Source organism: Neisseria perflava (assembly GCF_002863305.2).
In the GTDB taxonomy this organism is placed as follows: domain Bacteria; phylum Pseudomonadota; class Gammaproteobacteria; order Burkholderiales; family Neisseriaceae; genus Neisseria; species Neisseria perflava_A.
The window spans coordinates 1007867-1021572 of sequence record NZ_CP136962.1; the positions used below are offsets into that span (position 1 = coordinate 1007867).

Annotated in this window: 16 protein-coding genes; 9 read left to right on the forward strand and 7 right to left on the reverse strand. The window is 46.9% G+C overall.

What is annotated here, in order from left to right; genetic code table 11:
* Positions 1 to 39: 39 nt before the first annotated feature.
* Complete coding sequence (locus tag CYJ98_RS04510) at positions 40 to 582, forward strand: opacity family porin (protein WP_101755513.1); 543 nt, start codon at positions 40 to 42, stop codon at positions 580 to 582.
* Positions 583 to 685: 103 nt separating this feature from the next.
* On the opposite strand, the gene CYJ98_RS04515 is transcribed toward CYJ98_RS04510, so the two are convergent.
* The 7 genes from CYJ98_RS04515 to ruvB all read right to left on the reverse strand — a co-directional run bounded on the left by CYJ98_RS04515 (position 686) and on the right by ruvB (position 5844).
* Entirely contained in the window at positions 686 to 1054 is a 369-nt protein-coding gene (locus tag CYJ98_RS04515) for a VanZ family protein (RefSeq protein ID WP_101755514.1), read from the reverse strand.
* Positions 1051 to 1260 (reverse strand): dioxygenase, encoded by a 210-nt coding sequence (locus CYJ98_RS04520; RefSeq protein ID WP_101755515.1) that lies wholly within the window; start codon positions 1258 to 1260, stop codon positions 1051 to 1053. Before CYJ98_RS04520 ends, CYJ98_RS04515 begins: the two co-directional genes overlap by 4 nt.
* A gap of 103 nt (positions 1261 to 1363) precedes the next feature.
* On the reverse strand, positions 1364 to 1942 hold the full coding sequence (gene pth / locus CYJ98_RS04525; protein WP_003683307.1) for an aminoacyl-tRNA hydrolase: 579 nt from the start codon (positions 1940 to 1942) through the stop codon (positions 1364 to 1366).
* 54 nt (positions 1943 to 1996) lie between these two features.
* Positions 1997 to 2269 (reverse strand): RnfH family protein, encoded by a 273-nt coding sequence (locus tag CYJ98_RS04530; protein ID WP_101755516.1) that lies wholly within the window; start codon positions 2267 to 2269, stop codon positions 1997 to 1999.
* A complete protein-coding gene (locus CYJ98_RS04535) occupies positions 2262 to 2693 on the reverse strand; it encodes a type II toxin-antitoxin system RatA family toxin (protein ID WP_101755517.1) in 432 nt (143 codons plus the stop codon). The genes CYJ98_RS04530 and CYJ98_RS04535 overlap by 8 nt, the downstream gene beginning before the upstream one ends.
* An 89-nt stretch (positions 2694 to 2782) precedes the next feature.
* Complete coding sequence (locus CYJ98_RS04540; protein WP_101755518.1) at positions 2783 to 4690, reverse strand: ATP-binding cassette domain-containing protein; 1908 nt, start codon at positions 4688 to 4690, stop codon at positions 2783 to 2785.
* 122 nt (positions 4691 to 4812) lie between these two features.
* Positions 4813 to 5844, reverse strand: coding sequence for a Holliday junction branch migration DNA helicase RuvB (gene ruvB / locus CYJ98_RS04545; protein ID WP_039862144.1), 1032 nt, complete (start codon positions 5842 to 5844; stop codon positions 4813 to 4815).
* Positions 5845 to 6060: 216 nt separating this feature from the next.
* Between ruvB and cmk the strand changes: the two genes are divergently transcribed.
* The 8 genes from cmk to CYJ98_RS04585 all read left to right on the forward strand — a co-directional run bounded on the left by cmk (position 6061) and on the right by CYJ98_RS04585 (position 13705).
* Positions 6061 to 6720: a (d)CMP kinase gene (gene cmk, locus CYJ98_RS04550; protein WP_101755519.1), complete on the forward strand. Its 660-nt coding sequence runs from the start codon at positions 6061 to 6063 to the stop codon at positions 6718 to 6720.
* Positions 6721 to 6874: 154 nt separating this feature from the next.
* On the forward strand, positions 6875 to 8560 hold the full coding sequence (gene rpsA / locus CYJ98_RS04555; RefSeq protein WP_003678994.1) for a 30S ribosomal protein S1: 1686 nt from the start codon (positions 6875 to 6877) through the stop codon (positions 8558 to 8560).
* A gap of 10 nt (positions 8561 to 8570) precedes the next feature.
* Positions 8571 to 8885, forward strand: a complete 315-nt coding sequence (locus CYJ98_RS04560; protein WP_003678992.1) for an integration host factor subunit beta — start codon at positions 8571 to 8573, stop codon at positions 8883 to 8885.
* A 260-nt stretch (positions 8886 to 9145) separates the two neighbouring features.
* A complete protein-coding gene (gene zapE / locus CYJ98_RS04565) occupies positions 9146 to 10282 on the forward strand; it encodes a cell division protein ZapE (RefSeq protein ID WP_101755521.1) in 1137 nt (378 codons plus the stop codon).
* A gap of 94 nt (positions 10283 to 10376) precedes the next feature.
* Positions 10377 to 10802, forward strand: coding sequence for a nucleoside-diphosphate kinase (gene ndk, locus CYJ98_RS04570; RefSeq protein WP_004519785.1), 426 nt, complete (start codon positions 10377 to 10379; stop codon positions 10800 to 10802).
* 168 nt (positions 10803 to 10970) lie between these two features.
* Positions 10971 to 12059, forward strand: a complete 1089-nt coding sequence (rlmN, locus tag CYJ98_RS04575) for a 23S rRNA (adenine(2503)-C(2))-methyltransferase RlmN (RefSeq protein ID WP_070826197.1) — start codon at positions 10971 to 10973, stop codon at positions 12057 to 12059.
* An 8-nt stretch (positions 12060 to 12067) separates the two neighbouring features.
* Positions 12068 to 12823, forward strand: coding sequence for a type IV pilus biogenesis/stability protein PilW (pilW, locus tag CYJ98_RS04580; RefSeq protein WP_003683469.1), 756 nt, complete (start codon positions 12068 to 12070; stop codon positions 12821 to 12823).
* Positions 12824 to 13705 carry a helix-turn-helix domain-containing protein gene (locus CYJ98_RS04585; protein ID WP_070822174.1) on the forward strand — a complete coding sequence of 294 codons (882 nt, stop codon included), beginning with the start codon at positions 12824 to 12826 and terminating at the stop codon, positions 13703 to 13705.
* The last annotated feature ends 1 nt before the right edge of the window (position 13706 follow it).

The following is a 13706-nucleotide window of genomic DNA, read 5'->3' on the forward strand; positions in this document are numbered from 1 at the left end:
ATTATCCACTACTTCTAATCCTACATTAAGGACAAAACAATGAAAAAAGTTCTGGTAACACTGATTGCTCTTTCCCTGCCTACATTTGCATTGGCTGATGCAACCAAAGGTTTTTATATTCAAGCTGATGCTGGTCATGCTACTGTAAAATTGGGTGGCGCATCAATTAAAGGCTTTAGCCCTCGTATTTCTGCAGGCTATGATTTCGGCGATTTCCGTGTTGCCGCCGACTATACGCATTATAAATCTGCAAAGATTAATGTACCTTCGGTATATGCTGAGGCTAAATATCACAGTGCCGGTGTATCTGCTATTTATGATTTTGACCTGCAAGCCCCTGTAAAACCTTATGTAGGCGCTCGCCTTGGCCTTAACCACTCTACTCATAAATATCAAACAGCCGGACAAACAGCTGAACGTAAAGATACTAAAATTGGCGTAGGTGCAATGGCTGGTGTAAGTTACGATGTAACTCAAAATGTAGCATTGGATGCAGGCTATCGCTATAACCACTGGAGCAAGATCAATAACGTTAAGCTCCATACTCACGAAGTATCTGCTGGTGTACGCGTAACATTCTAATTCTTGTCATGAGGCAATCATTGCTTCAAATATCAAGTAACAAAAGGCCGTCTGAAACCTGTTTCTCAGGATTTCAAACGGCCTTTAAGTTTTTTAAATATGTCTAACTTTTTGCTGCTTTTACTTTTGTTGCAAACCACAGCGCTGCAACCGTACCTACCATATCGGCAATACCGTCCGCGATTGAACCTTGCCGCGTAGTAGTCAGAAATGCCTGAGCCAACTCACTGCCTACTGCGAACAATAAAGCGGCAAACAGAATACCTTTATAGGGAATATTCCTATTGTCTTGAATAAATATTTTTGCGCACAGCCATGCCTGACCGAAAAACAGCCCGAAATGGCCGACTTTATCAAAATGGGGAAATGGTGGAGCGCTATTGCCGCCCTCTTTGAAAAGCAAGGCATAAATGGCGGCGGCAAACCAAATCAAGGCAGCGACAGTAAATTTGTTTAACGGCAAGGCTTTCATTTGTCGGCCTCTTCATCCAGCCATGTTTGGCAGATATCTGCCAAGCGGACAAATTTCCCACCCCGCGCCTTCAAAATATCACGCCATTGTGCTACTTCTTCAGCATCCGGGGCATCTTCAATACTGCATTCGTAAAGACAGAAGTCTAATGTTTCGCCAACAATGCCTGGGGTTTCGGTCTGCATAAGGCTGGTCAGTTCGTTCATATTTACTGTTTCTTCGATTAGTTTATCGCTAGTCAGATCACACTACCTGTTTTCAGGCCGTCTGAACATGATGTGCAAGGCTACCCGTTCGATTTGGGTACGCTTACTTACTGTGTAAAAAACGTGTTGCTTCTTCCCATTCGCCATTCAACACAGCCGGCAATCCTTGCAGGGATTTAGCGATGGAATCATCAATTTGCTGTCTGTGTTCCGCCGACGGTTTATTCAACACATAACCGACAACCAGATTACGGTCGCCAGGGTGATCAATGCCTAAGCGCAGGCGGTAGAAATTAGGCGTACCCAAACGAGCCTGAATATCTTTGAGGCCGTTGTGTCCGCCGTTGCCGCCGCCAAGTTTGAATTTAATACGGCCGCATGGAATATCCAGCTCGTCATGAACCACCAAGATCTCCTCCGGCTTGATTTTGTAAAACTGAGCCAAAGCGGCTACTGCCTGACCGGAGCGGTTCATAAAGGTCATAGGCTTGAGCAGCCAAACATCGCCATCAGGCGTAGTGGCGCGCGCTACTTCGCCGTAAAATTTCTTTTCGTCTTTAAAATTGACTTTCCATTTCCACGCCAGTTCGTCCAACAGCCAAAAGCCGACATTGTGGCGCGTTTGCTCGTATTCTTGGCCCGGATTGCCCAAACCGACGATTAATTTAATTTTCAAGCTCATTACTGTTCTTTCAGTTTGACAGGCCGTCTGAAAAAATTTCAGACGGCCTTCGATTTATTCTTGCCCGGCGCGTTTACGTCTCGCTTCTTTCGGATCAATCAACAATGGACGATAAACCTCAATCCGATCGCCATCGCGCAACACAGTCTCGTCTTTCACGACCTTGCCGAAAATACCCAAAGGCGCTTGCTGCAAATCCAACTCTAGGAACTCCACCTCCAAACCGCTTTGCAGGGCAGCTTCGCGTACGGTTGTCCCTTCGGCAACGGTCATGCCCTTCAACACTTGCCTGTCGACCAGTCCGTAAACAATTTCAATCTCAAGCATAGCGGCGGTCGGCCTCTTTAATAAAAGCATCCACCAATGTACCGGCGAGGTGGCCGAATACCGGGGAAATCATGGCAGAGAGTACGGCATTGGAGAAATCGTATTCTAATCTGAATTCGACTTTACACATATCATCGCCCAAGTCGATAAATTTCCAAGTACCGCACAGGGTTTTAAACGGCCCTTCGAGCAAATCCATGCGGATTTCCTGCCCCGGGATATTGTGGTTGTGCGTCGCAAATGACTGTTTGACGCGCATATAGTCCATAAACAGGCGCGCTTTTAGTTCGTTGCCCTTGCGTTCGATGACTTCGGTCTTGCTGTACCACGGCAAAAATTTTGGATAGTCCTCAACTTTGTCCACCAGCTCAAACATTTCCTTAGCACTATGCAGCACCAATACGTTTTTCTCGACTTTTTTCATGTGGTTGTAGACCTTGTTTTTGAATATTCGGGGTTCAGACAGCATGATTTAGAAAAATATCTGCCCTACTTTGGGACAAAATTTCAAATTTAAACCGCTTCGCCATTTTGTTTCGCTTCCAGCCATTCCCAGCGTTCCAGCTTTTCCAAAAGCAGCATTTCGATTTCTTCAGCCCTGCTTTGCAATGCACCTGCTTTTTCGTAATCTTTGAAAATTTCAGGATCGGAAAGCTGGGTATTGATTTCAGCCTGTTCGGTTTCCAAAGCTGCGATTTCATCAGGCAGGGCGTCGAGTTCGCGCTGTTCTTTGTAGGAAAGTTTGACCGTACGGTTGGCTTTGGGTTTGACTTTCTCAGGTTCTGCAACCGCTTTAGGCGCAGAGGCCGTCTGAATTTTATCTTCCCTCGATTTTGCGTCGATATAGTCCTGATAGCCGCCGATGTATTCTTTCAGACGGCCTTGTCCTTCGAAAACAATGCTTTGGGTAATCACATTATCCAAGAACATACGGTCATGCGAGACAAGGAATACCGTGCCTTGGTAATCACGCAGCAAGTCTTCAAGCAGCTCTTGGGTGTCGATATCCAAGTCATTGGTCGGTTCGTCCAAGACCAGAATATTAGCAGGACGGGTAAAGAGTTTTGCCAGCAAAAGGCGGTTGCGTTCACCACCGGAGAGCGATGAAACGGGACTTTGTGCGCGGGCTGGATGGAACAGGAAATCTTCCAAATAGCTCATCACATGCTTTTTCTTACCACCAACTTCAACGTAATCATTGCCCTGTCCGAGCGTGTAAAACACGGTGTCGTTTTCGTTCAAGGCGCTGCGGAACTGGTCGAAATAGGCAACTTCCTGCTTGCTGCCGATACGGATTCTGCCGTAAATTGGCTGCAATTCGCCCAAAATCAGCTTAAGGAAGGTGGTTTTACCGATACCGTTTGGACCGATTAAGCCGATTTTGTCGCCGCGCTGCAAAATGGCGGAGAATTTGTCCATGATGACTTTGTCGCCATAGGCAAACGAAGCGTGTTCCAATTCGGCGATGATTTTGCCGCTTTTTTCGCCGCTGTCGAGCTTGAAGTTGACCTGTCCTTGTACGTTGCGGCGTTCGGCGCGCTGGCGGCGCAGCTCTTCCAAACGGCGCACGCGACCTTCATTACGGGTACGGCGCGCTTCGATGCCTTTGCGTATCCATGCTTCTTCCTGAGCATGAAATTTGTCAAACAGGCGGTTGTGTTCTGCTTCGACTGCCAACTCTTGCGCTTTTTTCTCGCTGTATTTGGAGAACGAGCCGGGATAGGAGCGCAGAATACCGCGGTCGAGTTCGACGATGCGCGTAGCAATATTGTCCAAAAAACGGCGGTCGTGGGTAATCACAACCAAGCTGCCTTCAAACGCTTTGAGCAGGTTTTCCAACCAAATAATCGCGTCAATATCCAAATGGTTGGTCGGTTCGTCCAGTAGCAATACGTCAGGCTTTTGCACCCAAGCCTGCGCCAAGGCGACACGCTTTTTCTGCCCGCCGGAGAGGTTGCCGATTTTTTCGTTTTCCGGCAAACCGAGTTCCCCCAAAGTCTGCTTAACTGCTGCATCCAGTTTCCAACCGTCCTTCGCTTCGATTTCAAGTTGCAATTCGTTGAGCTCTTTCAATAAAGCCTCACTCGAACCATTTTCCAACTCATGGCTGACATGATGATAACGGCGCAATAAATCGCGAATTTCGCCCAAACCTTCAGCAACGGTATCAAATACGGTTGCGTCCTTATCAAAAAAGGATTCCTGCGGCACATAAACGATTTTAAGATTATTTTGAACAATAATCTGCCCATCATCGAGTTTTTGTACGCCTGCAAGGATTTTTAAAAACGAAGACTTACCCGCGCCATTACGACCGATTAAACCGATTTTCTCGCCGCTGTCGAGTTGAAAAGAAGTTTTGTCGAGCAAGGCAACATGGCCGACGGCAAAAGAAGCATTTTCTACGGATAAGATATTCATGGGGAAACTTCAAAAAAGAAAAGGGGGACATTTTAACCGATTATCGGCAGATATTTGCCGATAATCATATGAAATTGAAAGTATCAGGCCGTCTGAAAGCAGTTTTCAGACGGCCTTCATTATTATTCTTGAACCTTCAAGCCGAAATGCAGATAGGCTCGTTCGGTTGCTACGCGTCCGCGCGGTGTACGCTGCAAAAAGCCCTGCTGAATCAGATATGGTTCAATCACATCTTCGATGGTATCGGTCGATTCGCCAATCGCAGCGGCCACGTTTTCCAAACCGACAGGACCGCCGCTGAATTTGTGCAGAATCGCCTCAAGGAATTTCCTGTCCATCACATCCAAACCTTGCCCGTCTACATCCAGCATACTCAAGGCAGCATCGGCAATTTCCGCATCAATGACGCCGTTGTTTTTCACATCGGCATAATCGCGTACACGTCGCAAAAGGCGGTTGGCAATACGCGGCGTACCGCGGCTGCGCTTGGCCACTTCCATCGCACCCTCGTCGCCCATATCCAACTGCAACAACTGAGCAGAACGGGCAACAATAGTTGCCAAGTCTTTGTTTTGATAAAACTCCAATCGGGATACGATACCGAAACGGTCGCGCAAAGGATTGGTCAGCATACCGGCGCGGGTCGTCGCGCCTACCAATGTAAACGGCGGCAAATCGATTTTGACCGAACGCGCGGCCGGTCCTTCGCCTATCATGATGTCCAACTGATAATCTTCAAGCGCAGGATAAAGGATTTCTTCAACCACAGGGCTTAAACGGTGGATTTCATCAATAAACAGCACATCATGCGGCTCGAGATTGGTCAACAAGGCTGCAAGGTCGCCTGCACGTTCCAAAACCGGGCCGCTGGTTTGGCGCAAATTAACGCCTAACTCTTTGGCGATAATATGCGCCAAAGTAGTTTTGCCCAAACCCGGAGGGCCAAACAGCAAAGTGTGGTCAAGCGCTTCGCCACGTTTTTTCGCCGCCTGAATAAAAATGGCCAACTGCTCTTTTGCTTTATCCTGCCCGATATAATCATCTAAAGTTTTTGGACGTAAAGCGCGTTCAAGCAATTCTTCCTGAGCGGAAATATTTTGAGCAGTGATAATGCGCTGAGGTTGTGCAGAAGTAAGATTATCGGTTTGTAACATAATGTTTCTAAATTCTAAGACCGTTCCCGACCCGTTGTTTCAGACGGCCCGAACAATCAGACAAAGCGGTTAAATTATGATTTTGGCCATTATACCTGATAAGGCCGAACCGCTTTCCCCTCAAATCTAAATCACACAAAAATTTTCGTTTTCAGACGGCCAAAGCAACGTATAATAAACGGTTAATTTAAATACCTATCGCATTCAGGAGAACACATGAGCCTCAAGCAAAAAGTTATCGCCATCGACGGCCCCAGCGCATCCGGTAAAGGGACGGTTGCCTCACGCGTAGCCGAAGCCTTGGGTTTTCTTTACCTCGACTCCGGTGCGCTTTACCGCCTGACCGCGCTTTACGTACAAAAACAAAATGTTGCCTGGACAGATGAAAATGCCGTCAGCACACTGGCAGAAACTTTGCCCGCACAATTTGAAGGCAGTGCCGTATTATTAAACGGCGAAGATGTATCCGAGCAAATCCGTACCGAAGCGATCGGCATGGGCGCATCTGCCGTCGCACAGTTGCCTAAAGTGCGTACCGCCCTTTTGCAACGCCAACGCGACTTCCTGACCGAAAAAGGTTTGGTCGCCGACGGCCGCGATATCGGCTCGGTTATTTTCCCTGATGCCGCATTAAAAATTTTCCTGACCGCAAGTGCCAATGTCCGCGCCCAACGTCGTGCAAAACAACTCGGTATCCCATGCGAAGGGGTTGCATTTGAGCGTATTTTGTCGGACATTGAAGCGCGCGACGAAGCAGACCGCCGCCGCCCTGTTGCTCCGTTGAAACAGCTGCCCGACGCCCTGCTTTTAGATACTGATAACCTTTCTATCGAAGAAGCTGTAAAAAAAGTGCTTGATTGGTATCATAAAGTTTAAAATTTGGAGTATAATCACGAAGTTTTCATTTCAGACGGCCTGTTAGCCCTATAACAAGGCCGTCTGAAAACATTTCCCAACCTGCCGCGCCAAGGACGGCAGGTCATTTCAAACCTAACCCGCACCCCTTGGCGGTGTACCGAAAAGAGTATATATGACTATGGAAAATTTTGCCCAGCTGCTGGAAGAAAGCTTTACCCTGCAAGAGATGAACCCAGGTGAAGTGATTACTGCCGAAGTAGTCGGCATCGATCAAAACTTCGTTACCGTTAACGCAGGTCTGAAATCAGAATCTCTGATTGATGTTGCTGAATTCAAAAACGCTCAGGGCGAGATTGAAGTTAAAGTTGGCGACTTCGTTACCGTTACCATCGAATCTGTTGAAAACGGCTTCGGCGAAACCAAACTGTCCCGCGAAAAAGCCAAACGCGCTGCCGACTGGATCGCTTTGGAAGAAGCTATGGAAAACGGCGACATCCTGTCCGGCGTTATCAATGGCAAAGTCAAAGGCGGTCTGACTGTTATGATCAACAGCATCCGCGCATTCCTGCCGGGTTCTTTGGTTGACGTACGTCCTGTAAAAGACACTTCTCACTTCGAAGGCAAAGAAATTGAATTCAAAGTGATCAAACTGGACAAAAAACGCAACAACGTTGTTGTGTCCCGCCGCGCTGTTCTGGAAGCTACTTTGGGCGAAGAACGCAAAGCCTTGCTGGAAAACCTGCAAGAAGGTTCAGTTATCAAAGGTATCGTTAAAAACATCACCGATTACGGTGCGTTCGTTGACTTGGGCGGCATCGACGGTCTGCTGCACATCACCGACTTGGCATGGCGCCGTGTGAAACACCCAAGCGAAGTTTTGGAAGTTGGCCAAGAAGTAGAAGCTAAAGTCCTGAAATTCGACCAAGACAAACAACGCGTTTCCCTGGGTATGAAACAACTGGGCGAAGATCCTTGGAGCGGCCTGACCCGCCGTTACCCACAAGGTACCCGCCTGTTCGGTAAAGTATCCAACCTGACTGACTACGGTGCATTCGTTGAAATCGAACAAGGCATCGAAGGTTTGGTACACGTTTCCGAAATGGATTGGACCAACAAAAACGTACACCCAAGCAAAGTTGTTCAATTGGGTGACGAAGTTGAAGTAATGATCCTGGAAATCGACGAAGACCGCCGCCGTATCTCTTTGGGTATGAAACAATGCCAAGCTAACCCTTGGGAAGAGTTTGCCGCCAACCACAACAAAGGCGACAAAATCTCCGGCGCAGTTAAATCTATCACTGACTTCGGCGTATTCGTAGGTCTGCCTGGCGGCATCGACGGCCTGGTTCACTTGTCTGACCTGTCTTGGACTGAAGCCGGCGAAGAAGCTGTACGCAAATACAAAAAAGGCGAAGAAGTTGAAGCCGTTGTATTGGCCATCGACGTTGAAAAAGAACGCATCTCTTTGGGTATCAAACAACTGGAAGGTGATCCGTTCGGCAACTTCATCAGCGTAAACGACAAAGGTTCTTTGGTTAAAGGTTCTGTGAAATCTGTTGACGCCAAAGGTGCCGTAGTCGCTCTGTCTGAAGAAGTTGAAGGCTACCTGCCTGCTTCTGAATTCGCTGCTGACCGCGTTGAAGACCTAACTACCAAACTGAAAGAAGGCGACGAAGTTGAAGCCGTTATCGTTACCGTTGACCGCAAAAACCGCAGTATCCGTCTGTCTGTTAAAGCGAAAGACGCTAAAGAAAATCGCGAAGCGCTGAACTCAGTTAACGCCGCTGCAACTGCCAATGCCGGTACTACCAGCCTGGGCGACTTGCTGAAAGCCAAACTGTCCGGCGACCAAGAATAAGGTTGCAGACATGACGAAGTCTGAATTGATGGTTCGCCTCGCAGAAGTGTTTGCCGAAAAAAATGGCAACCAACTGCTGGCTAAAGATGTCGAATACAGTGTAAAAGTCTTGGTTGATACCATGACCCGCTCACTGGCTCGTGGACAACGTATCGAAATCCGCGGCTTCGGCAGCTTCGACTTGAACCACCGCCCTGCCCGTATCGGGCGCAACCCGAAAACCGGAGAACGCGTGGAAGTGCCAGAAAAGCATGTTCCTCACTTCAAACCGGGTAAAGAGTTGCGTGAGCGTGTAGACTTGGCATTGCAAGAAAGTGCTCATTAATACTTAGTAGCAAAACGCCGCAGAAATGCGGCGTTTTTTTGTTTTCGCCAAAAATACCAAAGCCGGCTCTTTTCACGCATACCTTAATCGCACACTATTTCAACTATATCTACTACAATGCTTTTGCAAAAAACGCAGGCCGTCTGAAATCATTTATAATAGACCGAATATTCTGTAATGAAAACATCATTCCAACTACCGTCCAAACTATTGCGAATGATGTTTCAACTATCGCCAGTAAAGCATAATAAAGGTTACACATGAGTAATAGAGACCAACTATTCACACCACCTCCATTTGAAAACCATAGCCCATTGACTTGGTATCAAGCTGCAGCCGAACAGCCCAACTTCATCCGCGACGAAGCACAAGCGCGAGCCATTGAATATTTGGATCGTTTGTGGACCGAGCTGATGATGTTCAAACGCAAACGCAACCGTTTTCTCGGCCGTAGCTTGCGTTCTCCCCAAGTACCTAAAGGACTCTATTTTTATGGCGGCGTAGGACGCGGTAAAAGCTTTTTGATGGATGCTTTTTTCGGTTGTCTTCCCTATCGTCGTAAGCGTCGCGTGCATTTCCATGCCTTCATGGCCGAAATCCATCAACGCCTTAAAGTCTTAAAAAGCGAAGCCAATCCCTTAAAAGCCGTTGCAACAGAAATTGCCAAAGAAACACGCGTATTATGCTTTGACGAGTTTCATGTCAGCGATATTGCAGATGCCATGATTCTAGGCCGTTTGCTGGAAAACCTGTTGAGTGAAGGTGTAGTCTTGGTAGCCACTTCCAACTACGCCCCATCCGAACTCTATCCTCAAGGCCAAAACCGCAGCAGTTTTCTGCCAACCATCGCCCTTATAGAGTCCAACCTGACCGTTTTAAATGTGGATGGCGGCGAAGATTACCGCTTGCGTACGCTGCGTCCTGCTGAAATTTTCTTTGTCCCCAATAATGAAGAAAATGAGCAAAAACTGGCTGCTTTATTTAAAGAAATGAGCGGAATCTCTGAATTAAACCCAGGCATCAGCATTATTCATGGACGGGAAATTCCTCATAAAGCCCAGTCAGAACGCGCCATCTGGTTTGATTTCCGTGCATTATGTTTCGGCCCGCGCTCACAAGCTGACTATCTGTACTTGGCTGAACATTATGAGATGGTTTTCCTTTCAGGATTAGAACGTCTAACCCCGCAAGAAAAAGCAGAAGCACGCCGTCTGACATGGTTAATTGACGTTTTATACGATTTCCGTGTGAAATTGTGTGCTACCAGCGCAGTTGGCGTAAACGATATTTATGTTGAAGGCGATTTTGCCGAAGAATTTACCCGTACAGCCAGCCGTATGGTCGAAATGCAGTCTGAAGTCTATTTGGAGCAACCGCACCTGACTTTAAGCAAATAATGCCTTTCCCAAAAAGGGGCGAAATTTGGTAGAATACACTTCCCTTGCCTCTTGGCTGCGACAACTTACCTATCAATAAAAACAAGGACATAACATGGCTATCGAACGTACGATTTCCATCATCAAACCCGATGCAGTAGAAAAAAACGTCATCGGCAAGATTTATAGCCGCTTTGAAGAAAACGGCTTGCGCATTATTGCGGCGAAAATGAAACATCTCTCTGAGCGTGAAGCAAAAGAGTTTTATGCCGTACATAAAGATCGCCCTTTTTATGAAGACTTGGTTAAATTCATGACTCGCAATCCTGTTATGATTCAAGTATTAGAAGGTGAAAACGCCGTTGCCAAAAATCGTGAATTGATGGGCGCAACCAACCCAGCCGATGCAGCTCCGGGCACAATCCGTGCCGACTTTGCAGAATCTGTCAGTGTTAATGCCGTACATGGTTCTGACAGCGTTGAAAATGCTGCAATTGAAATTGCTTACTTCTTCAGCCAAAGCGAAATCTGCCCGCGCTAAGAGTAAAAGCCTGTAGCCGCTCTACGGCCGTCCGATTCATATCGGACGGCAAAACTGCTTTGTATGTCCTACAAATTAAAGGCCGTCTGAAAACACAAAGGCTTTTAAAGCAAAGCTGCCCAATAAGCCCCTTTGCTTTAAAAGCTTTACTGAGAAACATAAAAATACATGAAAACCAATCTACTGAATTACGATTTAAACGGACTGACGCAACACTTTGCCGAAATGGGCGAAAAGCCTTTTCGTGCCAAGCAAGTAATGCGTTGGATGCATCAAGCCGGTGCACAGAACTTTGAAGAAATGACTGACTTGGCCAAATCATTGCGCGCCAAGTTGAATGAACAAGCCACAATCGAAGTGCCTAAATTAATGATGGCACAAGAATCTACGGATGGCACACGCAAATGGTTGCTGGATGTCGGCACGGGCAACGGTGTAGAAACCGTTTTCATTCCCGAGGCTGAACGCGGTACTTTGTGTATCTCTTCCCAAGTCGGTTGCGCATTGGAATGCACCTTCTGCTCTACCGGACGACAAGGTTTCAACCGCAACCTGACTGCCGCTGAAATTATCGGTCAGCTTTGGTGGGCCAATAAAGCCATGGGCGTTACCCCTAAAAACGAACGCGTTATCTCCAACGTGGTGATGATGGGCATGGGCGAACCCATGGCAAACTTTGATAATGTTGTTACTGCCTTGAGTATTATGCTGGATGATCACGGCTACGGCTTGAGCCGCCGCCGCGTGACTGTTTCCACTTCAGGTATGGTTCCACAAATGGACAGACTGCGTGATGCAATGCCTGTTGCTTTAGCTGTATCTTTACACGCATCCAACGATGAAGTTCGCGATCAAATTGTCCCCCTTAATAAAAAATACCCGCTTAAAGAATTGATGGCGGCCTGTCAACGTTATTTGGTCAAAGCCCCCCGTGACTTTATTACCTTTGAATACGTTATGCTCGACGGCATCAACGACAAGGCACAACATGCACGTGAATTGATTGAATTGGTTAAAGACGTACCCTGCAAATTCAATCTGATTCCGTTCAATCCTTTCCCAAATTCCGGCTACGAACGTTCTAGCAATGAAAATATCCGTGTCTTCCGCGATATTCTGCAACAAGCCGGCTTTGTTGTTACTGTCCGCAAAACCCGCGGCGACGATATCGATGCCGCTTGCGGACAATTGGCCGGACAAGTACAAGATAAAACACGCCGCCAACAAAAATGGCAACAGATTTTGGTCGAACAATAAGGTTAATTATGAAAATCAAGTTCGGATTCGCTTTACTTACCGCACTGACTCTTTCTGCCTGCGCTTCCTCTTCCGGACCAAGCCCCAAAGAACGTGCCATTCAGGTTTCCAATATCAAAACCCAGCTTGCCGTGGAATATATGCGCGGCCAAAACTATCGCCAAGCTACCGAAAGTATCGAAGAGGCGCTTAAATTCAATTCAAAAAACGATATTGCTTGGTTGGTACGCGCTGAAATTTATCAATATCTGAAGGTCCGCGATAAAGCTCAGGAAAGCTTTCTTAAAGCATTGTCTTTAAAACCGGATAGTGCGGAAGTTAACAACAATTACGGTTGGTTCTTATGCAATCAAATGAATGCACCTGCCGAATCTATGGCTTATTTTGATAAAGCACTGGCCGACCCGACCTACCCAAGCCCCTTTATTGCCAATATGAATAAAGGCATTTGCAGCGCAAGGTTAGGCCAATACTCTTTGGCTCAAGCCTATTTGGAAAGGTCTTTGGCAGCCAATCCACAATTCTTCCCTGCTTTCAAAGAGCTTGCCCGAACCAAAATGATGGCAGGCAATCTGAACGATGCCGACTATTATTTCCGTCAATACCAAAGCAAAGTCGATGTCCTGCAGGCTGACGATTTGCTTTTAGGCTGGCGCTTGGCCACTGCCTTGGGCAATAAACACGCTGCATACGAATATGAAGCCCAACTTAGGGCAAACTTCCCTTATTCTGACGAACTACAAACTGTTACAACAGGCCACTAAATGGAAAATAACGATAAAATCAACTACGACACACAAGCCGCCAAAACACTGGGGGATGAATTACGAAAGCACAGAACTGATGCCAAAATCGATATTGAAGATGTTGCTTCACGTTTAAAACTGTCTGCCGAACAAATTGATGCCTTAGAAAAAGGGGAATATTCAAATTTTCCGGGCCTGGTCTTCGTCTCAGGCTATCTTCGTTCATATGCACGATTCCTCAAAATCGATGAACAAACCATCACCAAACATTTACACTCGATTACTCCGCAACTTGAAGACCATGTATATGCAGTAACACGCAGCACCAACAGCGGCTTAAGCTACGAGGATGCTGAAAAACAGGGTTTCCCAAAATGGATATTGGGTGCAGCCGCATTGGCTTTAGCAATAGGCGGTGTTTACTTTTGGCAAAGTAAATCCAGCTATGAAAACGAACAGGCAAATATTCAAAACAGCAAAGATGTTGCCGATACGATGAAAACGCCTGCTTTGAAAACGGATAATGTTGCCGTTAGCGAAATGACCGAAGACGGTAAAAAAGAAATTACCAATAAGCCTGAAGCCGTCAATGAACAAGCAGCTTCAGCAGCTTCTGCCGTTGTAGAAGAAAAACCTGCCGTCAAAGTCGAGAAAGACGAACTGTGGATTAAAGTCCAATACCGAAGCAATCTGATTATTACAGACAAAGATGGAAAAGTAGTATTCAGCCGCATTGTTCCGGCCGGAAGCGAACATCGTCTGAGAGGTGGCGCGCCTTATAATGTTTGGATCGGTATTGCAGCCGGTTCGGAAGCCAATTACGGCGGCACACCAATCGAACCTTTAAAACACCGTGTTGCCGGTGAAAAATCCGCCTCTTTTGTTGCAGGAAAAAACTAAA

What these genes read in the sequence shown, in the direction of transcription:
- CYJ98_RS04510 (WP_101755513.1), top strand. Translation starts at nt 40, where the DNA reads ATGAAAAAAGTTCTGGTAACACTGATTGCTCTTTCCCTGCCTACATTT.
- CYJ98_RS04515 (WP_101755514.1), bottom strand. Translation starts at nt 1,054, where the DNA reads ATGAAAGCCTTGCCGTTAAACAAATTTACTGTCGCTGCCTTGATTTGG.
- CYJ98_RS04520 (WP_101755515.1), bottom strand. Translation starts at nt 1,260, where the DNA reads ATGAACGAACTGACCAGCCTTATGCAGACCGAAACCCCAGGCATTGTT.
- pth (WP_003683307.1), bottom strand. Translation starts at nt 1,942, where the DNA reads ATGAGCTTGAAAATTAAATTAATCGTCGGTTTGGGCAATCCGGGCCAA.
- CYJ98_RS04530 (WP_101755516.1), bottom strand. Translation starts at nt 2,269, where the DNA reads ATGCTTGAGATTGAAATTGTTTACGGACTGGTCGACAGGCAAGTGTTG.
- CYJ98_RS04535 (WP_101755517.1), bottom strand. Translation starts at nt 2,693, where the DNA reads ATGAAAAAAGTCGAGAAAAACGTATTGGTGCTGCATAGTGCTAAGGAA.
- CYJ98_RS04540 (WP_101755518.1), bottom strand. Translation starts at nt 4,690, where the DNA reads ATGAATATCTTATCCGTAGAAAATGCTTCTTTTGCCGTCGGCCATGTT.
- ruvB (WP_039862144.1), bottom strand. Translation starts at nt 5,844, where the DNA reads ATGTTACAAACCGATAATCTTACTTCTGCACAACCTCAGCGCATTATC.
- cmk (WP_101755519.1), top strand. Translation starts at nt 6,061, where the DNA reads ATGAGCCTCAAGCAAAAAGTTATCGCCATCGACGGCCCCAGCGCATCC.
- rpsA (WP_003678994.1), top strand. Translation starts at nt 6,875, where the DNA reads ATGACTATGGAAAATTTTGCCCAGCTGCTGGAAGAAAGCTTTACCCTG.
- CYJ98_RS04560 (WP_003678992.1), top strand. Translation starts at nt 8,571, where the DNA reads ATGACGAAGTCTGAATTGATGGTTCGCCTCGCAGAAGTGTTTGCCGAA.
- zapE (WP_101755521.1), top strand. Translation starts at nt 9,146, where the DNA reads ATGAGTAATAGAGACCAACTATTCACACCACCTCCATTTGAAAACCAT.
- ndk (WP_004519785.1), top strand. Translation starts at nt 10,377, where the DNA reads ATGGCTATCGAACGTACGATTTCCATCATCAAACCCGATGCAGTAGAA.
- rlmN (WP_070826197.1), top strand. Translation starts at nt 10,971, where the DNA reads ATGAAAACCAATCTACTGAATTACGATTTAAACGGACTGACGCAACAC.
- pilW (WP_003683469.1), top strand. Translation starts at nt 12,068, where the DNA reads ATGAAAATCAAGTTCGGATTCGCTTTACTTACCGCACTGACTCTTTCT.
- CYJ98_RS04585 (WP_070822174.1), top strand. Translation starts at nt 12,824, where the DNA reads ATGGAAAATAACGATAAAATCAACTACGACACACAAGCCGCCAAAACA.